We start from the raw sequence: 25,529 nt of genomic DNA on the forward strand, positions 1-25,529 counted from the left end.
AGTTGCCGCTCAACCGCCGCTGAGGATGTCGAGAATCGACGTCTGCCGCCTTTTCTTCGGGCCGCCGACATCGCCGGGCGGCACCGGATGCCCGACCGAGGCGGTGGTACCGCCGTCGCTCGGCATATCGAAGCCATCGGCATCGACCGTCTGGGCTGGACGCGCCTGCCGTGCGGGCGCCTGGGCGACAGGGCTCGACTGGCCGACGGGCGCGGGCGGCGCCGGCTGCGAGTTGTCCGCCGAGGGTATCTCGTCCGGCACAACCGTATCGGGCGGCGTCGATTTCCAGGTGCCGGGCAACGGCCTGACCGGCAAGCCTTCATGCGCGGCGACCATGAATTCGTGCCAGGCCTGCGCCGGCAAGGCGCCGCCGGTCACCTTCTTCATCGGGCTGCCGTCGTCATTGCCGAACCACACACCCGTCGTGAGGTTGGCGGTATAGCCGACGAACCAGGCGTCGCGTGAATTCTGGCTGGTGCCGGTCTTGCCGGCTGAGGGCCAGTTGAAGGCCGCCTTCTTGGCGGTGCCGACTTCGACCGTGCCCGTCATCATCGAGTTCATCATGCCGACGATGTCGGCCTTGAGGACGCGCGGCGCGCTGCCGCCATTGTTTTCGTAGAGCACCTTGCCGCTAGCCGTGGTGACGCGCTGGATGAAATGGATATCCGGCTTGTAGCCGCCATTGGCGAAAGGCACATAGGCGGCGGTCAGTTCCAGCGGCGTCACTTCCGAGGTGCCGAGCGCGATCGAGGTGTTCGACTGCAGGTCGGATTGGATGCCCATGCGGTGCGCGGCCTCAACCACGGCGTCGGGGCCGACCTCCATGGTGAGTTGCGCCGCCACCGAGTTCAGCGACTTCGCCAGTGCGGTGGCCAGCGTCACCTTGCCATAATATTTGCCGCCATAGTTCTCCGGCGTCCATTTGCCTATTCTGATCGGGGCGTCGTTGCGCACGCTGTCCGGTGTGCGGCCTGCTTCCAGCGCCGCCATGTAGACGAAAGGCTTGAAGGCCGATCCTGGCTGGCGCCGCGCTTCCGAGGCGCGATCGAACTGGCTGGTCGAATAGTCGTAACCGCCGACCATGGCGCGAACGGCGCCGGAATCATCGATCGACACCAACGCGCCCTGGGTGACGTTGAGCTTTCTGCCGCTCTCGTCGATCAGCCGGCGGATCGACTGCTCGGCGAGCTTCTGCAGCGTCAGATCCACGGTGGTGTCGATGACGATGTCGCCGCGCACGTCGCCGATCAGGTCGGGAAGTTCCTCCATGACCGTGTCGGCGACATAATTCTCCGAGCCGGTCCAGTAGGAGGGCGAGCGCGTCGCCGGCGCGCTCAGCGCCGTTTTGTATTCCTTGTCGCCGATCTTGCCTTCCTCGCGCATGGCGGCGAGCACGAGCTGTGCGCGTTCTTCCGCCGCCTTGGGATCGCGCGCCGGCGAAAGCCGCGACGGCGCCTTGAGCAAACCGGCCAGAAGCGCTGCCTCGGAAAGCGTGACATCGCGCGCGCTCTTGCCGAAGTACCGCCGCGAGGCGGCCTCCACGCCATAGGCGCCGGACCCGAAATAGACCCGGTTGAGATACATTTCGAGGATCTGGTCCTTGCTGTGCTTGTGCTCCAGCCACAGCGCCAGCAGCACTTCCTGCACCTTGCGCTCCAGCGTGCGATCCGGCGTCAGGAACAGGTTCTTGGCCAGCTGCTGCGTCAGCGTCGAGCCGCCCTGCGAGAAATGACCGCCAAGGACGTTGGTGACCATGGCGCGCGTCAGCCCGATCGGGTCGATGCCGAAATGCGAATAGAACCGCCGGTCCTCGATGGCGACGACAGCCTCGGGAATATAGGGCGACATTTCATTGAGGCCGACGGCCTCGCCGCCGCTCATGCCGCGATTTGCGATGAGTTGCCCGTCGACCGAGACGATCTTGATGTTGGGCGCGCGGTCGGGGATCGACCATGTGGTCGCCGCCGGCATCTTGGCGCCGTAGTAGACGACGACGCCGGCCACCGCGATGCCGCCCCAGATGCAGAAAACGAAGCACCAGTAGAGCAGGCGGCCGAAGACGGAAAACAGCCCGCGCTGGCTGCGATCGCGCCCCCGGCCGCGCGATTTCGCCTTGGCGGATTTGCGTTTCGCTGCGGATTTGCGATTTGCCGGCACGACGCGATCCTCCTCGCTGACCGAAAAGCCGTCGGAGGATTTCGCCCGCGGCGAGCCCTCGAAGCTCGGTTCGATGCGACTGTCTCTGCGGTTCGCCATTGCGCTGTGCTTGCTGTCCCCGATGCCGATGGCGCTCGGGTTGCAGAGTAGATGCGGCGGTTTAAAGGCGCGTTAAGTGGGGAAAAATCGAAGTGATTGAAAATCAAATGTTTGGTAAGCGGCCACCTGACGGAGCGCGATCGGCGTGGGATTCCGGCCGCGCTCCAGCGTTTGCATAGGCGGGCGAGTCGGCTCGGACTAGTCGAGCACGGCACGGACCGAGAGCGCAGCTCTCGATGCCCGCATGACATCGCCGACATGGCAGTAGCAGACGATCTCGTGCAGCTGATAGTCGGTCAGCTCGAAGAAGCGTTTTGCTTCGCCGTAGGTGTCGTTCTTCAAACCCTCGTCGTGCAGAACGGGGTCTTCCAGGGCGACGGATATGGGCGAGCCGGCGCCCCGCATGACATTGCGTTCCCGCGGGGCACGATATTCAGTGCCGATCAGCGCGGTCAGGAGCCGGTTTGGCTCACGTTCGAGAAGCTCCGCCCAACGTGCGAGGCGCTGGGTTCGGCTCATGACGGGTTTGGCGGTGCGGACCTCGGCAACGGCGTGCAGCTGGTCCAGTGTTTGGTGCTTCATGGCAACCTCCTAGAGGCTAGGTTGGTCGGCCCCAAAACTCCCTATACGCGGCATGATATCGCCGAACCGCGCGGACGTCATCCGTTTGCCGCCCACGCCGGCAGGATTTGATGGAGCTGCGCGCGGCCCCCGTCATTCTTCATGCCGTCGCCAGAATATGGAGCCGAAATCACAGGCTTATCCTGGACGTCCAAGAACGCGGAACTCGGGCTCCGCCGCCTTTCGACCGACGATCGACGACAGGCCGTAGAAAGCCAGCGGCTGTTCCTGACAAGTCACCGCCACGACGCTGTTCGACTTGTCTATGTCCAGGCCCTTCGGCCCACCCTCCTCGACGCTGGCCCTGCCGCGCAGAAAGCTTTCGTCGTCGAGCACGGCGACCGAACGCGACGGCGTGCGGCGCCCCTTCCAGCCTTCGTCGCTTGCATAGACGTGAACCATCGGGCTGCCGGCGTCGGCAACAAGAATGTGGCTGCCGTCCTGCGTGAAGCGCAGGCCATGCGGGTAGTTGGCATTTTCCAGGACACCGGCGGGTCGGGTTTCAGGGCCAAGCGGCGCCGACATGTCGTAGATCTTCACGTCGTTGGTGCCGTGGCTGCTGACGGCGACCCACCGCCCGTTATGGCTGAGCGCGATGCCGTCCGGGATGTCGAGGCCCTGCTCCAGGAGAACCTGATTCCACAGGGCGCGGTATCCCCATCGCCGGTGAACCACATGGCGGGTCACCCGATGCGTGTAGTTGTTACAGACCAGCAGGCTGAGCCGGCCATGCGACTCACGCCTGACGGCGACTGAGCCGGGCGTTCTCAATCTGCAAAATCGGCTGCCTTTGATCACGCGAAGTGGCGAGATTTCGTGCCCTTGTCCGGCCGGATCGCCTTGCGGCAGGGCGAAGACCGCAAGCAGCCCATCGCGATTGGCGACCACAAAAGTCCTGTTGTCGATGAAATCGAGGCCATGCACCTCGCCCATGCTTTCCGATCTGAGCTCCACGAAATCGCGGATAACGATCCTCGCTGCACCGGCCGTCGGCTCTATGTCGATGCGCAGCATCAGGCATCGCCTGCGTCCATATCCGGCGACGGCAAGCAAGCGGTTGTCGGGCGAAAAGCGCAGGTCCTCGGTCCGCCCGATCGCGGCGAGCGCATCGTTCACGGCACCGGTGGCCACGAAATCGATCCGGGGAATCATATCAAAAAACACCACCGCCCCAGCGAGCGGACCCGAATGCAATAGGTGCTATCAGGAGCCGACCGGTCAAGTTCGCGAGATGCGGACGTGGTGAGATCAATTCTGCTGGATCGAAATGCCCTTGTCGTCGATCTTGAGCTCCACGCCCTTCGGCCTGGTCTGCTCGCGGTAGATGTAGATGCCAAGCGCGATGACCACGACGGCCAACGCGCCGATGATGAGGTAGAGCATATTCTGTCTCATCTCGCCCCCTTCTTGCAGCCGAGTCTCGCGCCTGCTTCGAGGCCCTGCGGCGATCGCTCACTGGTCGCTGTCATCGTCGGCCGATGCAGGCCGCCAACTGGTCGGCTCGACTTTTTTCTGGGTGTTGCTGTCGGTGTAGACCCACCAGCCGCCGTCGCGATATTGCCCGACGGATTCGTTGACCACGCCGTGCTCGTCGTTCCACAGGATCGTTACCTTCGAGCCGTCCTTCGGCGCGCTCGCTATCGGTTTGCGCTCTGCCATTCATTCCCTCCCATCTCACGCCGACAATGGACCGGCAGGAACGTCGCTCGACGCGCCGGGTCGTCAGCTATGCGCGAAGATATCCTCTTCCGCCCAGCCCATCAGATCGAGCTTGGCGCGCGTCGGCAGGAAGCGGAAGCAGGCTTCGGCCTCCTTAGTGCGACCCTCGCGCGCAAGCCGCGCGGCCAGCACCTCGCGCAGCCGGTGCAGGTAAAGCACGTCGGAGGCGGCATATTCGAGCTGCTCGGGCGACAGTGTTTCCGCCGCCCAGTCCGACGATTGCTGCGCCTTGGAGAGGCCGATACCGAGCAGTTCGTTGCATATATCCTTCAGCCCGTGGCGGTCGGTGTAGGTACGGGTCAGCCGCGAGGCGATCTTTGTGCAGAAAACCGGTTCGGCCATGACGCCGAAAGCGTGATAAAGGACGGCAATGTCGAAACGGCCATAGTGAAACAGCTTCACCACGGCGTCGTTCCTGAGAAGGCTGACAAGGTTGGGCGCCTCCTTCTGGCCCGGCGCGATCTGGATGACGTCGGCGCTGCCGTCGCCGGGCGAGATCTGAACCACGCAGAGCCGGTCACGATGCGGGTTCAAGCCCAGCGTTTCCGTGTCGATCGCGACCGCACCGACATTGTAGCGGGAAAGGTCCGGCAGATCGTTCTTGTGGAAACGGATGTCGATCATTCTCTTCTCCGGATCGCGGCCAGCGGCGCACCCGTTTTTGGACGCGAAGGCGCCGCGCATTGCGCTATCACGCCCGTCCTTGCCGCGATCCGGAAAAAAATCAACAGAAAGTTGATTTTCGCGGTCCGCCGCGGGTTCACCTCAGCGTGTCAGAGCATCGAGAATGCGCGCCCAGGAACGCTGCCCCTTGTGGAAGGAGGTGAGCTCGTACTTCTCGTTGGGCGAATGGATGCGGTCGTCATCGAGGCCGAAGCCGACCAGCAGCGATTCCATGCCGAGATAGGTCTTAAAATCGCCGACTACGGGGATGGAGCCGCCGCCGCCGGTGGTGACGGCCTGCTTTTCCCATTCGTCGGAGAGCGCATCCTTGGCCTTGGCCAGGAACGGCGAGTCGTAGGAAAGCTGGATCGCCGGCGAGCCGCCATGCGGATGGAATTCGACGGAGCAGTCGCCGGGAATCCGATCGCGCACGAAAGCCTGGAAGGCGGCGCGGATTTTTTTCGGATCCTGCTTGTGGACGAGCCGGAACGACACTTTCGCCGATGCTTCCGCCGCGATCACCGTCTTGAAGCCCTTGCCGGTATAGCCGCCGATGATGCCGTTGAACTCGGCCGTCGGCCGCGCCCAGGTGAGTTCGAGCACGGAGCGGCCCTTTTCGCCGGCGGGAATGGAAAGCCCGACCGGTCCGAGGAAGGTCTCGGCGGTCTCGCCGAGCCCCTCCCAGGATTTCAGCACCTGCGAGGGCGTCTCCTCGACGCCGTCATAGAAGCCCGGGATGATGACACGGCCGTCTTGATCATGGATGTCGGCGAGAATTTTGGTCAGGATCCGGATCGGATTGGCGGCCGGGCCGCCATAGAGGCCTGAATGCAGGTCGCGGCTGGCTGCCTTGACGGTGACTTCCTCGCCGACCATGCCGCGTAACGACACGCAGATCGACGGCGTCTCACGGTTCCACATGCTGGTGTCGCAGACCAGCGCGAAATCCGCTTTCAGCTCGGCGGCGTTGGCCTCGAGGAAAGGCTTGAGCGACGGCGAGCCGGACTCTTCCTCGCCCTCGAACAGGATCGTGACGCGGCAGGGCAGATTGCCGTGCACCTGCCTCCAGGCGCGGCAGGCCTCGACGAAGGTCATCAGCTGACCCTTGTCGTCCGCCGAGCCGCGCCCGGCGATCACCTTGCGTCCGGGCTGGACCTCCTTGATCGACGGCGCGAATGGATCCGTTTCCCACAGCTCGATCGGATCGACCGGCTGCACGTCGTAGTGGCCGTAGAACAGCACATGCGGCGCGCCGGCCGGTCCTTCGTGATGCGCCACCACCATCGGGTGGCCGGGCGTGTCGCGCACGCTGGCGTCGAAGCCGATCAGCTTGAGCTCGGCCGCCAGCCATTCGGCGCCCTTGCGGCAATCGGCGGCAAAGGCCGGGTCGGTGGAGATCGACTTGATACCAAGCAAGCCGAAAAGCCGCTCCAGGCTCTGATCGAGGTTCTGGTCGAGACGGTCAAGGACGGGGGAGAGTCTGGACATTTCTTCAGCCTTTCGATTCTGGCCCGACCCTAAAGGGGCGAGCAGAAAACGCAAAGCCGCGATCGTTGGACCACGCGGTCCGGCGTCGGTAACACGCGGGCTGGGAGACAAAAAAGAACCGCCGTGGTGGAGGGGGAACCACGGCGGTCTTTACTCGAAACGTTGCGGCAGCCCGGAGAGGGGGGATAGGCTGCCGCAGTTGCCCGGGATAGGCGGGGGACGGGCCTTACTCCGGACTTCGGCGAAAATTGCCGATGACAGCTATTTGGGTCTGTGAAAATGGCGATTCAAGGGCACGAAGATTACACTTTTGTAACATGCCCGTGAGCGGCTGAATTTTGTCCGAGACCTGTCTGTCAGGGGTGTTGCCGGAACCGGCCGTTTGCGCGGCCTTTGGCATGGACCGCGAAGCTTGGCCGCGCTATCCCTGCCGGCATGAAAAAAGGCGATCATCTCTTTCTTGTCGACGGCTCCGGCTACATTTTCCGCGCCTACCACGCGCTGCCGCCGCTCAACCGCAAATCCGACGGCCTGCCCACCAGCGCCGTGCTCGGCTTCTGCAACATGGTATGGAAGCTGATGCAGGACGCCCGCAACACGAACGTGGGCATCGTGCCGACCCATTTTGCCGTCATCTTCGACTATTCGGCGAAGACCTTCCGCAGCGATCTTTATCCCGAATACAAGGCCAACCGCTCGGCGCCGCCGGAAGACCTGATCCCGCAATTCGGCCTGATCCGCCAGGCGACCGTGGCCTTCAACCTGCCCTGCATCGAGATGGAAGGCTTCGAGGCTGACGACATCATCGCCACCTATTGCCGCCTAGCCTGCGAGGTCGGCGCCGACACCACCATCATCTCCTCCGACAAGGACCTGATGCAATTGGTCGGCCCGACGGTCGGCATGTACGACCCGATGAAGGATCGCCAGATCGGCATTCCCGAGGTAATCGAGAAATGGGGCGTGCCACCGGAAAAGATGATCGACCTGCAGGCGCTGACCGGCGACTCCGTCGACAACGTGCCCGGCGTGCCCGGCATCGGCCCGAAGACCGCGGCGCAACTTCTGGAGCAGTTCGGAGACCTTGACGGCCTGCTGGCGCGCGCCGGCGAGATCAAGCAGGAAAAGCGGCGCGAATCGATCATCGCCAATGCCGACAAGGCGCGCATCTCGCGCGAGCTGGTGACGTTGAAGAACGACGTGCCGCTCAAGGAGGGGCTGGACGACCTTGTGCTGCATGCCCCGGACGGGCCGAAGCTGATCGGCTTCCTGAAGACGATGGAGTTCACCACGCTGACACGCCGCGTCGCGGAAGCGACTGCAACCGAGATCGGCGACGTCCAGGCTTCCAGTGTCACCATCGAGCGCGCCGACACCGCACATGGTCCCGATGTCGGCGCCGGCACGCCGACTGCCTCAAGACCGGCGGCGACGCCGAACGGCGCCGCGAAGCCTGCAGCACCGGTCAGGCCCGAGGATGCCCCACCGCAGGGCGATACGCCTTCCCTGCTCTCCGCGCTGCGGCTGGAGCAGGCGACGGCGCGCAAGATCGATCCCGCGGCCTATGTCGCCATTCGCGATACGGCCGCGCTGAAGGCCTGGATCGCCGAAGCGAGGGAAGCCGGCATCCTTGCCTTCGACGCCGAGACCTCTTCGTCCGATCCGATGCAGGCCGACTTGATCGGCCTGTCCATGGCGATCGCGCCGGGCCGCGCCGCCTACGTGCCGCTCGCCCACACGAGCGGCAATGGCGACCTGCTTGGCGGCGGCATGCTGGCGGACCAGGTCCCGGTCCGCGACGCGCTGGCTCTGCTCAAGCCCCTGCTCGAGGACCGGTCGGTCCTCAAGATCGTCCAGGACATGAAATACGACATCGTCGTGATGAGCCGGCATGGTATCGAGGTCGGCCCGTTCGACGACACGATGCTGATCTCCTACGTGCTCGACGCCGGCACATCCGGCGGGCATGACCTCGCCTCGCTGTCGGAGAAGTGGCTCGGCCATGCGCCAGGCACGAAGAAGGAGCTTGCCGGCTCGGGCAAGGGCGCGGTCGGCTTCGACCAGGTCGACATCGAGCGGGCGACCGCCTATGCCGGCGAGCAGGCCGATCTGGCGCTGCGGCTGTGGCAATTGCTGAAGCCGCGGCTCGCCGCCAAGGGTCTCGTCTCCGTCTATGAAAGGCTGGAGCGGCCGCTTGTGCCCGTGCTCGCCCGCATGGAGCAGCGCGGCATTTCGGTCGATCGCCAGATTCTCTCCAGACTGTCGGGTGAGCTGGCGCAAGGCGCCGCCCGCGCCGAAGAAGAGATCTATGGCATCGTCGGCGAGCGCATCAACATCGGCTCGCCGAAGCAGCTCGGCGATATATTGTTCGGCAAGATGGGCCTGCCGGGCGGCTCCAAGACCAAGACCGGCCAGTGGTCGACCTCGGCGCAGCTGCTGGAAGATCTCGCGGCCGAAGGCCACGAGCTGCCGCGCAAGATCGTCGACTGGCGGCAGCTCACCAAGCTGAAATCGACCTATACCGACGCCTTGCCCGGCTTCATCAATCCCGGGACGAACCGCGTCCACACTTCCTATGCGCTGGCCGCGACGACGACCGGTCGGCTATCATCGTCCGATCCCAACCTGCAGAACATCCCGGTGCGCACCGCCGAAGGCCGCAAGATCAGGACCGCCTTCATCGCCGAAAAGGGGCACAAGCTGGTCTCGGCCGACTACAGCCAGATTGAATTGCGCGTGCTGGCCCATGTCGCCGAAATCCCGCAGCTCAAGCAGGCTTTTGCGGACGGCGCCGACATCCACGCCATCACCGCGTCCGAAATGTTCAACGTGCCGGTAGAAGGCATGCCTTCGGAAGTGCGGCGGCGTGCCAAGGCGATCAATTTCGGCATCATCTACGGCATCTCGGCCTTCGGTCTGGCGAACCAGCTGTCGATCCCGCGCGAGGAGGCGAGCGCCTACATCAAGCGCTATTTCGAGCGCTTCCCGGGCATCCGCGACTATATCGAGGAAACCAAGGCCTATGCGCGCGAATACGGCTTCGTCGAAACCATCTTCGGCCGCCGCATCCACTATCCGGAGATAAGGTCCTCCAACCCGTCGGTTCGCGCCTTCAACGAGCGCGCGTCGATCAATGCGAGGCTCCAGGGCACTGCGGCCGACATCATCCGCCGCGCCATGGTGCACATGGAAGAGGCGCTGGAGAAGGCGAAGCTGTCGGCCCGCATGCTCTTGCAGGTGCATGACGAGCTGATCTTCGAGACGGTGGAAGCGGAAGTCGAAGCGACAATTCCCGTGGTGCGCCGCGTGATGGAGAACGCGCCGATGCCGGCGGTCTCGATGTCGGTGCCGCTGCATGTCGATGCGCGGGCCGCCGACAACTGGGACGAGGCGCACTGATACCTTCGTCATCCTCGGGCTTGACCCGAGGATGACGACTCGAGGGGCTAAGCCGCCTCAGCTCTACACTTCGCGCAAACCCCGCGAAACTCGATCACCGCCTTCTTGGCGGCGAAGCCGGTCGAGCGCACCCATTCGTCCAGCCGGTGGTCGACATCATGGTCGGACATTTCGGTTACCTGGCCGCAGCTGTCGCAGATGGCGAATGCGGTCATCGAATGACTGTGGTCGTGCGGCTCGGCGCAGGCGACGAAGGAGTTCAAGCTTTCGAGCCGGTGCACGAAGCCCGACTTCACCAGCGTGTCCAGCGCGCGGTAGACCTGCAGCGGCGCCCGGAACCCGCGCTCGCGCAGTTGGTCGAGCAGCATATAAGCGCTCAGCGGCCCGCTCGCGGCTTCGAGCTTCTCAAGCACGCACAGCTGGTTCTTGGTCAGCGCATCCCTTGCCGTCATCTTGTCCGTCCGGTCGTCGCGTCGTTTCGCGTGCCGACTGCGCACGCGAACCGCCTTTGGTCCATGAGATAGCGACGAACGCGCATCTTTGCCACTGTTTCCGCAGCTGGCGGCCCGGCGCGGGCTACTTGCGCGGCGGTCCCTTGCGCTCGGCGGATGCCGCCCAAAGATTGATGTCGGCCTCGCGCGCATAGGTGTCGATCTCGGCAAGCTCGGCGTCGCTGAAGTCGAGCGCCTTGAGAGCGCCGACGCAATCCTCGACCTGTTCCGGCCGGCTGGCGCCGATCAGCGCCGTCGTCACGCGTCCCTTGCGCAGCACCCAGGCCAGCGCCATCTGCGCCAGCGTCTGGCCGCGCCGGCCGGCGATGGCATTCAATGCCTTGATGTTGGTGACCGACTTATCGTTGATGAAGGCCGGACGCAGCGACTTGCCCTGGGATGCGCGGCTGCCTTCCGGGATGCCGCCGAGATATTTATCGGTCAGCATGCCCTGCGCCAGCGGCGAGAACACGATCGAGCCGATGCCGAGCCCTTCCAGCGTATCGAGCAGCCCGTCTTCCTCGACCCAGCGGTTGAGCATGGAATAGCTCGGCTGGTGGATCAGGCAGGGCGTGCCGAGCCGCCGCAGGATGTCGGCCGCCTCGCGGGTGCGCTGCGAATTGTAGGAGGAGATGCCGGCATAGAGCGCCTTGCCCGAGCGCACCGCTTGGTCGAGCGCGCTCATCGTTTCTTCCAGCGGCGTCTCGGGATCGAAACGGTGGGAATAGAAGATATCGACGTAATCGAGCCCCATCCGCGTGAGGCTCTGGTCGAGGCTCGCCAGCACATATTTGCGGCTGCCCCATTCGCCGTAGGGGCCGGCCCACATCTCGTAGCCGGCCTTGGTCGAGATGATCAGCTCGTCACGATAGGCGGCGAAATCGGTGCGCAGGATCTCGCCAAAGGCGGTCTCGGCCGAGCCGGGCGGCGGGCCGTAATTGTTAGCGAGATCGAAATGCGTGATGCCGAGGTCGAAGGCTCTGCGCACGATCGCCTGCTTGGTCTTGTGCGGCGTGTCATTGCCGAAATTGTGCCACAGCCCGAGCGAGATGGCCGGCAGCTTGAGGCCGGACCGTCCGCAGCGGTTGTAGACCATCTTCTCGTAGCGATTCTCGGCGGCGATATAGGGCATAGGGAATCCTTGGGAGAGGCGGCCGGGATCGCCGCTAGGTGACTTGAATCGATGCTCGCCCCGCACCTTTACCCTCTCCCCGCGGAAACCGGGAGAGGGGTTGCCACCTACTTTTTCTTCGCCAGCAGCGCCTTCGCTTCCTTGATGCCGAGCGCCGCCGGCCGCTCGCAGGTCGTTTGCATGGCGACGAACTTGCCGCTTTCGCCGGAGCGCAGGACGCCGGTCATGACATCGACGGCATGCAGCGCAAGCTCCATCGAGCAGCGGTGCGGCCGCCCTTCGCCGATCGCGATCGCCATGTCGGCAAGACCTGCCGTGCGGTAGTTGGCCATCATGCCTTGGCTGTGCATCTCATTGGGCACGCCGAACGGATGATCCCACTTGGGAAGCTTCTTCACCGGCTTGGTCGCATCGGTGAAGCGGACTTCGCCGCCGAAGAAATTCGGGTCCGGCACAAAGACGGTGCCCGCCTCGCCGTAGAGCTCCATCGGCGCATGGCCGTGGCTCCACACGTCCCACGAGGTGTTGAGTGTCACCACCGCGCCATTCGCGAATTCCAGCAGCGCGTGGATGGTGGTCGGCGTGTTGACCGGGATTTTTTCGCCCGCGCGCGGTTTGGAGCTGATGGTGCGCTCCTTGGCCGGCGTCGTCGCGAAAGCCGCGACCTGCTTCACCGGCCCGATCAGCTGGATCAGGTTGGTGACATAATACGGGCCGATGTCGAGCACCGGACCGGCGCCCGGCTGGAAGAAGAAGTCGGGATTGGGATGCCAGTGTTCCATGCCATGGCCCATCACATGGCAGGTGCCGCTGGTGATCTTACCAAGCTTGCCGCTGTCGATCAGATCGCGCGCCAGCTGATGCGCGCCGCCGAAGAACGTGTCGGGCGCCGAGCCGATGCGCAGTCCCTTCTTCTCCGCACGCTTCTTCAGATCCAGCCCTTCCTTGACCGACAGCACGAAGGGCTTTTCCGAATAGACGTGCTTGTCGGCGTCGAGCACCGCCTTCGACACGTCATAGTGCACGGCCGGAATGGTGAGATTAACGACGATATCGATGTCGTCATCTTTGAGAAGGTCGTTGACCGTTTCGGCGCGAAGCTTGAACTCCTTCGCCCGCATCTTCGCCGCGTCCATGTTGATGTCCGCGCAGGCGCGCATCTCGATGCCGCGGAAGAGCGGCGCCAGCGAGAAATACGCCTTCGAGATGTTGCCGCAGCCGACGACGCCTACGCCAAGTTTGTTTGCCATGATGGTATGTCCTAGTAATTCTTGACGGATTGGATCGAGCGACGGGCGAAGCGCTCGATGTCGTTGGGGTTGTCCTGCTCCATGACGAAGTACTTCGTCGCGCTTTTCGCGCGCAACGTCTTGATCAGGCCGGCCCAGTCGATGGTGCCGTGGCCGACATCCGACCAGCCGTCCTCGTCCAGCCCCTCCCCCGGCTTCGCCATATCCTTGACGTGGACGGCACTGATGCGCTTGCCGTGCTTTTCGATCCAGGGCAGCGGATCGGCGCCGCCGCGCACCACCCAGGCGACGTCCATCTCCCAGCCGATGTCGGGCGCGGCGGACAGGATGTGCTCCTGCGGCAGCGAGCCGTCGACGAGCGGCTTGAACTCGAAATCATGGTTGTGCCAGGCAAAGCCGTAGCCGGCCTTCTTCGCGGTGTCGCCCACCTTGGCAAGCCGCTCGCCGAAGCCGCGCCAGCCGGCGGCGTCGCCCGGCCGCGCATCGGGCATCAGGTAGGGGCAGATGAGCAGCGAGATGCCGAGCGCATCGGCAATCCTGCGCACGCCGTCGAAATCCTTCTCGAGCGCATCGATCGAGAAATGCCCGGTCGGCATGGCGAGCCCGTTCTTGTCGAGCTCGGCGCGGAAAGCCTTGGGATCGTCATAGACGCCGCCGAAACCTTCGACTTCTTTGTAGCCCAGTTCGCCGAGCATTTTCAGCACGCCGTCCCATGGCTGGAAGTTGCGGGCACTGTAAAGTTGGAATGACCAGTTCATCTGTCTGTCCGTTCTGTTTGATGGTTCCGGGAGGTTGTGGTGGGAGGTTAGAGCCTGCTGTCGGTCTCGGCGTCGAACAGCGAGGCGCGCGCCGGATCGAAGCCGATGCGGATCGCATCGCCGCTGCGCAGCGTCTTGTCGGCTTCGACGCGGAAGGAGAGGATCTGGCCGCCGAGCTTCGTCCATACCAGCGTGTCGGAGCCCATCGGATCGACAATCTCGACAGTGGACTCGGTGGTGAACGGCATGGCCCTCGCCGCTTCGCCAAAAGCGATATGCTCCGGTCGGATGCCGAACACGCAGGGTTTGGCGGCGCGCCCGCTTTCGTTGTCGAACTGATAACGGCCGAGCGGCACCGAAACACCGTCGGCCTTGAACACCGGCGCGTCGCTTGCTTCCAGGTGTCCCTTGATAAAATTCATCGCCGGCGAGCCGAGGAAGCCGGCGACGAAGCGGTTGACCGGGCGTTTGTAGATCGTCTGGGGCGCATCGAGCTGCTGGATGACGCCGCCCTTCATCACCGCGATACGGTCGGCCAGCGTCATCGCCTCGATCTGGTCGTGGGTGACGTAGATCATCGTGTTCTGCAGCCTGCGGTGCAAAAGCTTGATCTCGACGCGCAATTCCGACCGCAGCTTGGCGTCGAGGTTGGAGAGCGGCTCGTCGAACAGGAAGACGTCGACGTCGCGCACCAGTGCCCGCCCGATCGCCACGCGCTGGCGCTGGCCTCCGGAAAGCGCCGACGGCTTCCTCTGCAACAGCGGCTCGATCTGCAGGATCTCCGCCGCGCGCGCGATGCGTTTGGCGATCTCGTCCTTGGGCACGCCGGCGACGCGCAGGCCGAAGGAGAGGTTCTTTTCCACCGTCATCTGCGGGTAGAGCGCGTAGGACTGGAACACCATGCCGATGCCGCGATCCTTCGGCTCCTCCCAGGTGACATTCTTGCCCTTGATGAAGATGCGGCCCTCGGAGATGTCGAGCAGGCCGGCGATGCAGTTGAGCAAGGTCGACTTGCCGCAGCCGGATGGCCCGAGCAGCACGATGAACTCGCCCTCGGCGACGTCGAGATTGAGCGTCTTCAGCACCGACATGACGCCGAAATTCAGCGACAGGTCCTGGATCGAAACGCTAGGATTGGCGATCGCTGCTGCCATCATCATCCTTTCACCGCGCCGGCGGCGATGCCGCGCACGAAGAGCTTGCCGGAAACGAAGTAGACGATGAGCGGCACAAGGCCGGTCAGGATGGTCGCGGCCATGTTGACGTTGTACTCCTTCACGCCCTGTACCGAGTTGACGATGTTGTTGAGCTGCACCGTCATCGGATAGGTGTCGGGGCGGGTGTAGACGACGCCGAACAGGAAGTCGTTCCAGATGCCGGTCACCTGCAGGATGATGGCGACGACGAAGATCGGCAGCGACATCGGCAGCATGATGCGCAGGTAGATGCCCCAGAAACCGGCGCCATCGACGCGCGCCGCGCGGAACAGTTCCTCCGGCATGGACGTGAAATAGTTGCGGAACAGGAGCGTCAGGATCGGCATGCCGAAGATCGAATGCACGATCACGAGGCCGGTCAGCGTGCCGTAGATGCCGATCTCGCGCAGGATGATGACGATCGGGTAGATCATCACCTGATAGGGAATGAAGGCGCCGACGATCAGGATGATGAAGAAGGTGTCGGCGCCCTTGAAGCGCCAGTTGGCCAAGGCATAGCCGTTGACCGAAGCGATCGCGATCGACAGCAGCACCGACGGCACGGTGATGCGCACCGAGTTCCAGAAGCCGCGCGACAGCCCGTCGCAATTGAGCCCGGTGCAGGCCTGCGACCACGCCTTGACCCAAGGCTCGAAGGTGATCTCCAGCGGCGGCGAGAAGATGTTGCCGAGGCGGATTTCCGGCATGCCCTTCAGCGATGTGACGATCATCACGTAGAGCGGCAGCAGATAATAGAGCGCCACGACGATCAGCGTGCCGTAGAGGAAGATGTTGCGACGCGAGAGCACGTGCCGCGGCTTCGTTCCGCTCGGCCCCGATGCATCGCGCGACACGGCTTCGCGCCGAAGAGCATCACCGGACATGGAGGCAGCAGCTTCAGCCATGCTTTTTGCCTCCGAATTCGAGATAGGCCCAAGGCACGATGACGATTACCACCGAGAGCAGCATCATGGTCGAGGCGGCAAAGCCCTGGCCGAGATTCTGGGCGAAAAACATGTAGTCGTAGACGTATTTCGCCGGCACTTCGGAAGCGATGCCCGGACCGCCGCTGGTCTGCGCCACCACAAGGTCGTAGACCTTGACGATGCCGGCGGCGATGATCACCAAGGTGGTGATAAAGACCGGCCGCATCATCGGAATGATGATGAAGACATAGGTCTTCCACATCGGTATGCCGTCAACCCGTGCGGCCTTCCAGATGTCCTCGTCGATGCCGCGCAGGCCGGCGAGCATCAGGCACATGATCAGTCCCGTGCCTTGCCAGAGCGCCGCGATCGAAATGCCGTAGATGACGATGCTGGAATTGTAGAGCGGATCGAAGCTGAAGCTCGTCCAGCCGAGGTCGCGCACGACGCGCTGGATGCCGAAATCGGGATTGAGCAGCCACTGCCAGACCAGCCCGGTGACGATAAAAGAAAGTGCGAAAGGATAGAGGAAGATCGTGCGAAACGTGTCCTCGAAGCGGATCTTCTGATCGAGCAATGCCGCGAGGATGAAGCCGATCACCAGCGAGAACACCAGCGAGATCACGCCGTAGATCAAAAGGTTCTCGATCGACACCAGCCAGCGCGGCGTCGCCCATAGCCGGTAATATTGGTCGAGGCCGACGAAGTTCAGCCGCGGCAAGAGCTTCGAATTGGTGAAGGAATAGAGCACCGTCCAGGCCGTGCCGCCGACGAAGACGACCAGCGCGGTCAGGATCATCGGGATCGATGCGACCTTGGCGTTGAGGTTGCGTAAAAGCTGGTTGGGGCGTTCGCTGTTGCTCATCTCGGCAGCCGGGCTGGGACAATGAGGGCATCACGCCCCCGACCCCGGATAGGCGGGGGCCGGGAGCTGGCGGGGGCGCCGTTGATCAGTCTGCCGACGCGATGATGTCGGCGAAGCGCTTCTGCGCCTCTTCGAGCGTCATGTCGGGCTTGGCGAAGAATTCGGAGAACAGATCCTCCTTCTGCTTCTGGCTGTCCTGCGACAAGAGCTGGTCGGTCCACGGGATCACCGCGCCTTTCGCGAGGATGGCGAGGCCCTTCTTCATGCAGTCGTTCGCCGTGTTGAGGTCGACGTCGCCGCGCACCGGAAGCGAGCCCTTCTTGAGATTGAAGGCGACCTGGGTCTTCGGGTCGAGCAGCGTCTCGGCCAGAACTTCCTGAGCCTTGGCCTTGTCGGCATCCTTGAGCAGCGGGAAGTAGAACGCGTCGCCGCCGGTGGCGATGACCTCGTTCAGGCCGAGACCGGGCAGGCAGGTGTAGTCCTTGCCGGCGGTCTTGCCGGCGACCTGGAACTCGCCCTGCGCCCAATCGCCCATGATCTGGCCGCCGGCCTTGCCGGTGATGACCAGATTGGTCGCCTGGTTCCAGTCCTGCACATTGGTGTTCTTGGCCATCTTACGGGCGTCGTCGGCGGCCTTGAACACCTTGGCGATTTCGGGACCGCCTGCGAATTTGGCGTCCTTGTCCCTGTAGACCTTGAGGAAGGCGTCGGTGCCGCCGACGGCGGCAAGCAGCACGTCGAAGGCGCCGGACGCCTGCCAGGGCTGCCCGCCGACGGCGAGCGGGATGATGCCGGCTTTTTCCAGCGCCGGCGCAGCCGCAACGAATTCATTCCAGTCCTTCGGCATCGGCACGCCGGCCTTCTGGAAGGCTTCGTTCGACAGCCACAGCCACTGCCAGGAATGGATGTTGACCGGCACGCAATAGATCTTGCCGCCGATGGTGCACGAGTCGAGCAGGCTCTTCGGCCGCACGATTTCCGTCCACTTTTCCTTGGTGGCTAGATCGGTGAGGTCGCGCATCAGCCCGGCCTGGACGAGCTCCTCCGCCTGCCGGCCGTGGTTGAACTGGGTGGCGCCCATCGGATCGCCGCCGGTGATGCGGCTGATCATGATCGGCCGCGCCGTGCCGCCGGAACCGGCGATGGCGCCGTCGACCCAGTGATTGCCGGTCGCGTCGAACGCCTTGGCAAGTTCGGCCACTGCCGCCGCCTCGCCGCCCGAAGTCCACCAATGGGTGACTTCGAGATCGGTCGCGGCCGCCGGTCCGGCGAAGTTCAGCGCGGCCGTCGCGGCGAACGCGGCGGTCAGGAATTTGTATCGCATTTCGGTTCCTCCCAGAATCTGAAACGTTACAGATTTTCGATACGGCAAATGGCCCTTATAGGCAACCCCTCGAATGGAAACGGCATGAGATTTCTTCGGGGCACGAACAAAATCCTCTCCAAAGGCCTGTCGGGGAGTCCATGGTGCGGCCAATCGATACAAAAAGAAGAGGTAAATCGAGATTTGTTTATGATACCAGTGGCTTTCAGTCCACCCCTCCGGCGCTGACCGCAACGAGTGCGACCTGCCCATTGATCACGGGCGTTGGCAATCTGTAACGTTTCAGTATATTGCACCGTGTCACGGGCTGAAGGCCGCGCAAAGGCGACGGGCGCGATTGCCGGCCGGCCTCGCGGCTGCTATGCGCCTGACGGGCGGGACGAATGGACAGACGAGCAAACGAGAAGGACGACGACACGTCGGCTAAGGAACGGCCGACGCTGAAGACGCTTGCCTTCATGACCGGGCTCGGCGTCACCACCGTCTCGCGCGCGCTGAAGGACGCGCCGGAGATCGGCGCCGAGACCAGGCGGCGCGTGCAGCTCGTCGCCAAGCAGATCGGCTATCGCCCGAACCGCGCCGGCGTGAGGCTGAGGACGGGCAAGACCAACGTCATCAGCCTGGTGCTCAACACCGAGCACGAGCTGATGAGCTTCGTCTCGGACATCATCTACGGCGTCACCGAGGTGATCGCCGACACGCCCTATCACCTGATCGTCACGCCCTATTCGCGCTCGCAGGACCCGCTGGATCCTGTCCGCTATCTGGTGGAGACGGGCTCCGCCGACGGCGTCATCATTTCACGCACGCAGCCCAACGACCCGCGCGCCCGCTATATGCTGGAACGCGGCATCCCATTTGCCACCCACGGCCGCACCGACATGGGGCTGGTGCATCCCTATCACGACTTCGACAACTATGCTTTCGCCGGCGAGGCGGTCCGCCATCTCGCCGGCATGGGCCGGCGCCGGCTGGCCCTGGTGACGCCGCCGGTCGGCCTCACCTATTACGGCCACACGTTGAACGGTTTTGCCGATGCGCTGAGCGAGGTCGGCGCCAGCGAGGTGCCGTTCAACACCGTCTCCATCGACCACACGATCGAGCAGATCAGGATGCGAACCGCGCAGCTCATGCGCCGCGAGAGCCGTCCGGACGGCATCGTCAGCAGCGCCGCCGCCGCTACGCTCGCCGTTGTTGCAGGCATCGAGGACGCCGGCCTGAAACTCGGCCGTGATGTCGACGTGGTGTCGAAACAGTCGTCGGAGCTGCTGCATTTGTTCCGGCGCGAACTGCTGGTCGTGAACGAGAATTTCCGGCTCGCCGGCTCCGAGCTTGCCCGCGCCGTGCTCGGCTGGATCGGCGGCAAGGAACCTGGCTCACTGCAATCGCTGAGCAAACCGAGCGAGGTTCTGCCCTATCGGGGTTGAACTGGCGCGACTTGAGAGTCAGGTCAAGCCGAGTTGGCCGCTTCAGAGAACCGGAAGCGTGCTTGAGTGGCACCGGGAGCGCAGGAAGCCGCCTTTGCACCCTGGCATAACCTGACTCTAGGCGGCGCCGCTTCCCCACGGCCCATGGAACGCCCCCTGCTCGCCGATGCGCTCGAAACCGTGCGCGCCGAAGAAATCGCGCTGCGCCTGGATCAGGTTCGAGGTGCCGCGGCCCTGGCGATAGCTGTCGAAATAGGTGAGCGCCGAGGACAGCGCCGGCACCGGTGAGCCGGCCTCGGAGGCTCGCGCCACGATGCGCCTGAGCGACGGATGCGCCTCCTTCATCATGGCGATGAAGGCCGGCGCAATCAGGAGATTGGTCGAGGCGCCGCCTGAGCCGAAGGCCTCCGCCATCGTGTCCAGCATCTGCGAGCGGATGATGCAGCCGGCACGCCATATCTTGGCAATGGTCGGCATCGGCAGGTTCCAGTTGAATTCCTTTGAGGCGCCGCTCATCACAGCAAAACCTTGCGCGTAAGCCGCGATCTTGCCGGCAAACAGCGCCAGCTCGAGATCCTTCAGCAGCGCCGCCTTGTCGCCGGAAATCTTCTCGACGCCAATATCGCCGTAGGCCTTTTCCGCCGCCTGCCGTTCGTCCTTGATCGACGACAGCACGCGCGCCGCGACGGCAGCCTCGATGGCCGTCGCCGGAATGCCGAGCTGCTGCGCTTCGATGACCGACCATTTGCCGGTGCCCTTCTGGCCGGCGCGGTCGAGGATGATGTCGACCACCGGCTTGCCGGTCTTGGGATCGTCGGCTGCGAGAACCTTGGCGGTGATCTCGATGAGGTAGGAGTTGAGCCGACCCTGGTTCCAGCCGTCGAAGACCTTGCCGATCTCCTTCGGCCCCATGCCTAAGCCGTCGCGAAGGATGCCGTAGATCTCGCCGATCATCTGCATGTCGGCATATTCGATGCCGTTGTGGATGGTCTTGACGAAATGGCCGGCGCCGTCGGTGCCGAGCCAGGCGGCGCAAGGCTCGTCCTTGAACTTGGCGGAGATCGCCGTCAGCACTTTTTCGACGCGCTTCCAGGAGTCTTCCGTGCCCCCGACCATGATTGACGGCCCGTGGCGCGCGCCCTCCTCGCCGCCCGACACGCCCATGCCGATGAAGGTCAGATCTGAGCCCGACAGCTCGGAGAAGCGCCGCATCGTGTCGCGGAAATTGGCATTGCCGGCATCGATGACGATGTCGTTGTCGGAGAGCACGCCGCGCAGCGCCGATATCTGCTCGTCGACCGGCTTGCCGGCCAGCACCATGATGATGATCGGCCGAGGCGGCCGGATCGCTGCGGCGAGTTCCTCCAGGCTGTAGCAGGGCACAACCATGTCCTTCAGCGGACCGGCGTTTTCGACGAAGGCGCCGGTGCGCGACGGCGTGCGGTTGAAGACGGCGATGCGGTGCCCGTGCTCGGCGATGTTGAGCGCCAGGTTGGAGCCCATCGTGCCAAGGCCGATCAGGCCGATTTCGGCTTTTTCCATCGTTTCTTCCCTGCTTTCGAACTTTTGTTGAAGCCGCGTTTTGGACGGATGATTGACGGGCCTTCGCGACGGCGTCAACCGCCTCGCCGAATTGTGTCGCGGTCTAGGTCAGTCGGCTCTGATATCAATTGGCGCTTCAATCTTCACCATCTCGAAATCGGAAACCAGGATGTCGAGCCGGGCGTTCCAGCGGCCGGGCAGCGGGATGACGAGATTCTCGACGCGCCAGGTGCCGTCGCCGCGTTTCGTCGCCGGCCGTTTGATCGGCTCGATGCCGGAATCCGGCTTCGACAGCACCAGGGTCACCTGCTTGGCATCCATCGGACCGAAATCGCCGGTCATGATCACCATCGAGGAGGCAACCTGGCCGGCATGGCCGGGCGTGATGCTGAGATCGGCCATCGCCTGCAGGGTGTGGATGTGGATCGAGGCCGGCTGCGCTGCGGCGATCGCCAGCGCGCGTGGCGGCGGCGTGAAGCGCCAGCCGGCGGCGACGCCGAAGATGGCAAGCACGATCAGCGTCTCGATGCCGATCGAACGCACCAGCCGCCGCTGCACTTCCGTGTCGCCCGTTTCGGCCGGCGCGGTCAGCGTCCATCGGTTCACGGAGGCAAGGGTGAACAGGAACAAAAGCAGGGCCAGTTTCAGCAGCAGCAGGCGGCCATAGGCGGTGTTGATGAGCGCTGCCGGTTCGCGCACTTGGATGATCGCCAGCACGATGCCGCTTATCGCAAGCACGGCAACCACGGGCAGGATCGCGCGCGAAAACCGGCGCAAGAAGATTTTGGCCTCCGCCGGCTGATAGCGCAACGCAAGGCCGAGCGGCGCGAGCGCGCCGCTCCAGAAGGCGATGGCTGTGCCATGCAGGAAAACGAGCGGCCGCGTCAGCCATTGCGGCTCGGCGGCGCTGGCGTGGCCGCTTGCCGCAAACGCCGTGCCCACACCGACGAGCCCGGCGAGCGCAAGCAGCTTGCCAAGAGCGCGCGGTCCGGCGAGGGACAGCAAGGCAAGGCCGAGTGCAATCAGGGCGGCAAGCACCGTCCAGCCGAAGCTGGTGGCAAGCGCGGTCTCCCACACGGTGGGCGCCGCAAACCGGGCGAGCGGCGCGCCGAGCGCGTCCAACCCCTGAAATCCGAGCGAGAACGGGGCGGCGGCCAGTCCGCACAGAAGAGCGCCGATAACGAAACCCTGGCCGCAGCGACAGTCTCCAGCGAGCCAGGCGAGGGCGAAGGCGCCGCCGGCGCCGAGGAACAGCCCGGCATAGAGAAGGAGCTTACCGATCCAGATTGCCGTGCGCAGCGATAAATCGGCGGCTTCGCCCGCTGCCGGCGCAGCACTTGGCGCGCCGACGGAAAACAGCGCCGAGCCGCCGACCGGATGGCCGTCGACCGAAATCACCCGCCAGCTCAGCACATGCGTGCCGGATTTGAGCGTCTCCGGATTATCGATCTCGACGGTCTGATCGTTGAGCCGGAAGGAGGTCAGCGAAAGTTGCGTGCCGTCCGGCCGCACCAGAGTGAGCACCAGGGGCGAAACCGGCTCGCTGAAGGTCAGCGAGAATCGCGCGGGACTCTGCGACAGCACCGCGCCATCGGGCGGATCGGTCGCGACCAAGGCCGCATGCGCGAGGGCGCGGCCGGGTAGCACCAGCAGCAGCACGAGTACGAAAGCCGCGAACAGGCCGCTGGCGACTGGCCCGATGCGCATGCCCGTCAGGCGGATTGGGAAAGTTGCTGCGTTCATGCGGTCTTTCGAGAAGGGACGGCGCGCCCGAATGGGACGCGCCATCGAGAGATCATTTCTTCGGCAGCAATTTGATGCCGGGCGCCGGATTTTCCAGTGCATCCTCATCCGGTCCTGCCGCCGGAATCTCGATCCAGCGATCGGCGGCATCGCCGCATTCCTGGACCACTGGGAAATAGAGCATCTGGCCGGCCGGAAGATCGGCGGCGAGCGAAGCACGGAAAATGAACTCGTCATAGAATTCGTCCGGCAGGTTGCCGCCGCTCCAGTCGACTTCCTTGACGCCGGTGGTCAGCGTCTCGCCATGGAGCTGGTAGGATTTCTCGTATCGGCCTTTCTTGGTCTGCAGCGTCCAGCCGGGCTTTGGCATCGGCTTGACCGAAATGACGCCTTCCGGAATCTGCACGCGCACCGCGGTCGTCGCCTTGCCCTCGCAGCCATGCGGCACGCGCAGGACGGCCTTATAGGTCGAGCCGACGGCCGCTTCCTGGGTTTCGAGCGTGATGTGCGCAAGCGTGGCGTTTGTCCCGAGCGCCAGCACCGCGCCCACCGCCAAAAGATACTTCTTCATGAATTGTCCCTCTAATTTCGAAATGATCACTCGGCGTGATCGTCCATGCCGCCCATCTCGCCCATGCCCTCGACGGCGAACTCAACTTTGACGCTGCCGGCCTTCTCGAAGGTCAGCGTGGCCGGGAATTTCTCGCCCTGCTTGGGCTGTCGCTTCAGGCCGATGAACATCAGGTGATAGCCACCCGGCTTCAGTGCGACCTTGCCGCCGGCCGGGATCACGAGCCCGCCGCTCACCGGCCGCATCGTCATGACGCGGTCCTTGACACTCATCTCATGCAATTCGGCCTTGTCGGAGATGTCGGAGGAAATCGACAGCAGCCGGTCGGGCGAGCCGCCCTTGTTGGTGACGGTGAAATAGCCGCCGGCCACCTTGGCGCCGGGCGGCGTTGCGCGCGACCACGGGTGCCCGACCTCCAGGTCACCGGCCTTGAATTCATGCGCCTGGGCGCCGGGAACGCATGCGAACAGAAGAAGAGCGAACACGGCAAGGCCGAGCCGTTCGAAACCGCGCGGACGAGCTTGCGCTCGCGCGGCGGGAAGAAGATTGGACATGGTTGCTCCATGAGTATGAGATCGCGCCGTGATCCGGCCGCGAGCAGTCTGATCTTGGATGAATGCGCCCGCGAAAGGTTTCGCGGGTTTTTGTCAGACTGCGGCCGGCGGCGCGCGCGGATTGGCCGGAGAGCGGTCGCGGGCAAAATCGAGATGCCGGAAGGCCAAAGGCGGGAAAGCGACCGCGTCGAACACCTGTACCCTGACGGGCGCACGGGTATCCGGCGGCGGCAGATGCGCCGGCGAAACCAGGCTGCAGCCAGCCAAGCAGCAAGCCGGCATATGCTGCCGGTGCGGATCGCCGCCCGGAAGCTTGACCGCCCCGTCATGCGTGCAGATGACGTTGCCGAAGGCATCAAGCTGCGAAGGAGCGCCAAAGGCGAAGGCGCCAAGCGCCGACTGAAGCAACAGCAGCAGCGCCGCGACGAACGCGGCCGGCATGCTCCATCGTCTCAGCCGGATATCCAAATGACCTGCCTCTTTCCAGCAATTCCACCGAGCCTAGCATGGGGGCGGCGGCCGGAAAATCGTCAAAACCGGGCTGCGGCAACGCGGCGCGACGCGCCTGATCAGGCGGGCTGCACCTGCCGCCCTTCCGGAATTGAGCTCAACAGCGTCTGGCGCGCCGACTTCAGGTGCTTGCGGCAGGCGGCGTCCACCTTGGCGGGATCGCGCGATTTCAGCGCCGCGATATAGGCCAGATGCTCCTGGACTGCGACCTCGTTGCGCTCGCGTTCCTGCGCCTTGTTCCATTGGTAGTGGTAGTGGAAAATCATCGCGATCACATCGTAGAAATCGACGATGAAGCGGTTGTGCGAGGCGCGGTGGATCAGCCGGTGGAAGCGCTCATCGAGCTCGGAGAATTCGTTGAAGCGCGTCGCGATGTCGCTCGCCAGTTGGCGATGTTCGATCTCCAGCCGGTCGAGGTCGGCCCAGACCGCGCTTTCCTGCGGCAGCGCGACGAAGGCAGCCGCCGAGCGCAGCTCGAACATCTCGCGAATCTCGGTGAGCTCCAGCGCGAAAGCGCGGGTGAAGCCCTTGAGCACCCAGTGGCTGTTGCGCCGCTTCTCGATCAAACCGAAGCGCGAGAAGCGGATCAGGAATTCGCGCACGCTGGTGGTGCCGACGCCGATCTCGCGCGCCAGCTCGAGCTCGTTGATCTGCATGCCCGCTTCCGCGCCGCCGGCGAGCAGCCGGCGCATGAAGGAGCGCTCGATGATCTCGGCCAGCGAGTCGGTCTCTTCCTCGGGGAAGAAATCTTCCGCCTTCGGCGCCCGCAGCACCGTTTTGTTGCGCTTGTTCCAGGCGATCAGCCCGGTTTCTTCCATGCGCGAAAGAATGCTGCGCACCGTGGTGCGGCTGACGCCGAGCAGCGTTCCGAGCTCGGGCTCGGACGGCAGGCTCCTGGTTTCGTCGAGCAGCCGCAGTCCGCGGTTGAAGGCGTCCTTGTAGACGTTGTTGCTCTTCGACATGCCCGTATCCCCAACGCTTGCGGCAGCCGGCCGGAAGCGCAATATGATCGGTGTTCCTAGCGCAAGCCTCCGAAATGCGGAACGAATTTCGCCGGCTTTATCTAACGGGCGGCCACGCACCCAAGCGCGCGG

General features: G+C 64.0%; 23 protein-coding genes. 2 read left to right on the plus strand and 21 right to left on the minus strand.

Translation table 11 applies throughout. The annotated features are described in order from the left end of the window. Nucleotides 1-9 precede the first annotated feature (9 nt). From P9228_RS14450 to P9228_RS14480, 7 genes are all read right to left on the minus strand, one after another. Complete coding sequence (locus tag P9228_RS14450; RefSeq protein WP_278054001.1) at nucleotides 10-2,256, minus strand: transglycosylase domain-containing protein; 2,247 nt, start codon at nucleotides 2,254-2,256, stop codon at nucleotides 10-12. 198 nt (nucleotides 2,257-2,454) lie between these two features. Continuing rightward, nucleotides 2,455-2,838, minus strand: coding sequence for a hypothetical protein (locus tag P9228_RS14455; RefSeq protein ID WP_067004095.1), 384 nt, complete (start codon nucleotides 2,836-2,838; stop codon nucleotides 2,455-2,457). A 177-nt stretch (nucleotides 2,839-3,015) separates the two neighbouring features. After that, entirely contained in the window at nucleotides 3,016-4,008 is a 993-nt protein-coding gene (locus P9228_RS14460; RefSeq protein ID WP_278054002.1) for a hypothetical protein, read from the minus strand. A gap of 117 nt (nucleotides 4,009-4,125) precedes the next feature. Next, entirely contained in the window at nucleotides 4,126-4,272 is a 147-nt protein-coding gene (locus P9228_RS14465) for a hypothetical protein (RefSeq protein ID WP_082953626.1), read from the minus strand. 57 nt (nucleotides 4,273-4,329) lie between these two features. Further along, entirely contained in the window at nucleotides 4,330-4,536 is a 207-nt protein-coding gene (locus tag P9228_RS14470) for a hypothetical protein (protein WP_278054004.1), read from the minus strand. Nucleotides 4,537-4,599: 63 nt separating this feature from the next. Beyond that, nucleotides 4,600-5,217, minus strand: coding sequence for a ribonuclease D (locus P9228_RS14475; protein WP_176477633.1), 618 nt, complete (start codon nucleotides 5,215-5,217; stop codon nucleotides 4,600-4,602). 144 nt (nucleotides 5,218-5,361) lie between these two features. After that, nucleotides 5,362-6,747: a M20/M25/M40 family metallo-hydrolase gene (locus P9228_RS14480; RefSeq protein WP_278054006.1), complete on the minus strand. Its 1,386-nt coding sequence runs from the start codon at nucleotides 6,745-6,747 to the stop codon at nucleotides 5,362-5,364. A gap of 435 nt (nucleotides 6,748-7,182) precedes the next feature. Here P9228_RS14480 and polA point away from each other — a divergent pair, with 435 nt between their 5' ends. Then, entirely contained in the window at nucleotides 7,183-10,146 is a 2,964-nt protein-coding gene (gene polA / locus P9228_RS14485) for a DNA polymerase I (RefSeq protein ID WP_164748248.1), read from the plus strand. 47 nt (nucleotides 10,147-10,193) lie between these two features. Here polA and P9228_RS14490 read toward each other — a convergent pair whose 3' ends face one another. The 8 genes from P9228_RS14490 to P9228_RS14525 form a co-directional block, all read right to left on the minus strand. Further along, nucleotides 10,194-10,598 carry a Fur family transcriptional regulator gene (locus P9228_RS14490; protein ID WP_059184736.1) on the minus strand — a complete coding sequence of 135 codons (405 nt, stop codon included), beginning with the start codon at nucleotides 10,596-10,598 and terminating at the stop codon, nucleotides 10,194-10,196. Nucleotides 10,599-10,722: 124 nt separating this feature from the next. Beyond that, nucleotides 10,723-11,769 (minus strand): L-glyceraldehyde 3-phosphate reductase, encoded by a 1,047-nt coding sequence (mgrA, locus tag P9228_RS14495; protein WP_278054007.1) that lies wholly within the window; start codon nucleotides 11,767-11,769, stop codon nucleotides 10,723-10,725. A 107-nt stretch (nucleotides 11,770-11,876) separates the two neighbouring features. Further along, nucleotides 11,877-13,019, minus strand: a complete 1,143-nt coding sequence (locus P9228_RS14500) for a Gfo/Idh/MocA family oxidoreductase (protein ID WP_278054008.1) — start codon at nucleotides 13,017-13,019, stop codon at nucleotides 11,877-11,879. 11 nt (nucleotides 13,020-13,030) lie between these two features. Continuing rightward, complete coding sequence (locus tag P9228_RS14505) at nucleotides 13,031-13,777, minus strand: sugar phosphate isomerase/epimerase (RefSeq protein WP_127323689.1); 747 nt, start codon at nucleotides 13,775-13,777, stop codon at nucleotides 13,031-13,033. A 47-nt stretch (nucleotides 13,778-13,824) separates the two neighbouring features. Then, entirely contained in the window at nucleotides 13,825-14,934 is a 1,110-nt protein-coding gene (locus P9228_RS14510) for an ABC transporter ATP-binding protein (protein WP_278054085.1), read from the minus strand. Then, nucleotides 14,934-15,878, minus strand: coding sequence for a carbohydrate ABC transporter permease (locus tag P9228_RS14515; RefSeq protein WP_095800588.1), 945 nt, complete (start codon nucleotides 15,876-15,878; stop codon nucleotides 14,934-14,936). Before P9228_RS14515 ends, P9228_RS14510 begins: the two co-directional genes overlap by 1 nt. Further along, nucleotides 15,871-16,764: a sugar ABC transporter permease gene (locus tag P9228_RS14520; protein ID WP_067318934.1), complete on the minus strand. Its 894-nt coding sequence runs from the start codon at nucleotides 16,762-16,764 to the stop codon at nucleotides 15,871-15,873. Before P9228_RS14520 ends, P9228_RS14515 begins: the two co-directional genes overlap by 8 nt. Before the next feature lie 85 nt (nucleotides 16,765-16,849). Further along, entirely contained in the window at nucleotides 16,850-18,088 is a 1,239-nt protein-coding gene (locus tag P9228_RS14525) for an ABC transporter substrate-binding protein (protein WP_067318935.1), read from the minus strand. A 383-nt stretch (nucleotides 18,089-18,471) separates the two neighbouring features. Between P9228_RS14525 and P9228_RS14530 the strand changes: the two genes are divergently transcribed. Next, nucleotides 18,472-19,515, plus strand: coding sequence for a LacI family transcriptional regulator (locus P9228_RS14530; protein ID WP_278054009.1), 1,044 nt, complete (start codon nucleotides 18,472-18,474; stop codon nucleotides 19,513-19,515). Between the two features lie 117 nt (nucleotides 19,516-19,632). Here P9228_RS14530 and gndA read toward each other — a convergent pair whose 3' ends face one another. The 6 genes from gndA to P9228_RS14560 all read right to left on the minus strand — a co-directional run bounded on the left by gndA (nucleotide 19,633) and on the right by P9228_RS14560 (nucleotide 25,397). Then, nucleotides 19,633-21,057 carry an NADP-dependent phosphogluconate dehydrogenase gene (gene gndA / locus P9228_RS14535; RefSeq protein ID WP_278054010.1) on the minus strand — a complete coding sequence of 475 codons (1,425 nt, stop codon included), beginning with the start codon at nucleotides 21,055-21,057 and terminating at the stop codon, nucleotides 19,633-19,635. A gap of 108 nt (nucleotides 21,058-21,165) precedes the next feature. Next, nucleotides 21,166-22,800: a copper resistance CopC/CopD family protein gene (locus P9228_RS14540; protein WP_278054011.1), complete on the minus strand. Its 1,635-nt coding sequence runs from the start codon at nucleotides 22,798-22,800 to the stop codon at nucleotides 21,166-21,168. A gap of 52 nt (nucleotides 22,801-22,852) precedes the next feature. After that, on the minus strand, nucleotides 22,853-23,371 hold the full coding sequence (locus P9228_RS14545) for a YcnI family protein (protein ID WP_278054012.1): 519 nt from the start codon (nucleotides 23,369-23,371) through the stop codon (nucleotides 22,853-22,855). A 26-nt stretch (nucleotides 23,372-23,397) separates the two neighbouring features. Next, entirely contained in the window at nucleotides 23,398-23,925 is a 528-nt protein-coding gene (locus P9228_RS14550; RefSeq protein WP_278054013.1) for a copper chaperone PCu(A)C, read from the minus strand. A gap of 93 nt (nucleotides 23,926-24,018) precedes the next feature. Continuing rightward, nucleotides 24,019-24,366 (minus strand): DUF2946 family protein, encoded by a 348-nt coding sequence (locus tag P9228_RS14555; protein WP_278054014.1) that lies wholly within the window; start codon nucleotides 24,364-24,366, stop codon nucleotides 24,019-24,021. A 128-nt stretch (nucleotides 24,367-24,494) separates the two neighbouring features. Further along, nucleotides 24,495-25,397, minus strand: a complete 903-nt coding sequence (locus tag P9228_RS14560) for a GntR family transcriptional regulator (RefSeq protein WP_095800594.1) — start codon at nucleotides 25,395-25,397, stop codon at nucleotides 24,495-24,497. Between the last annotated feature and the right edge of the window lie 132 nt (nucleotides 25,398-25,529).

This window comes from Mesorhizobium sp. WSM4898 (assembly GCF_029625845.1).
GTDB lineage: Bacteria > Pseudomonadota > Alphaproteobacteria > Rhizobiales > Rhizobiaceae > Mesorhizobium.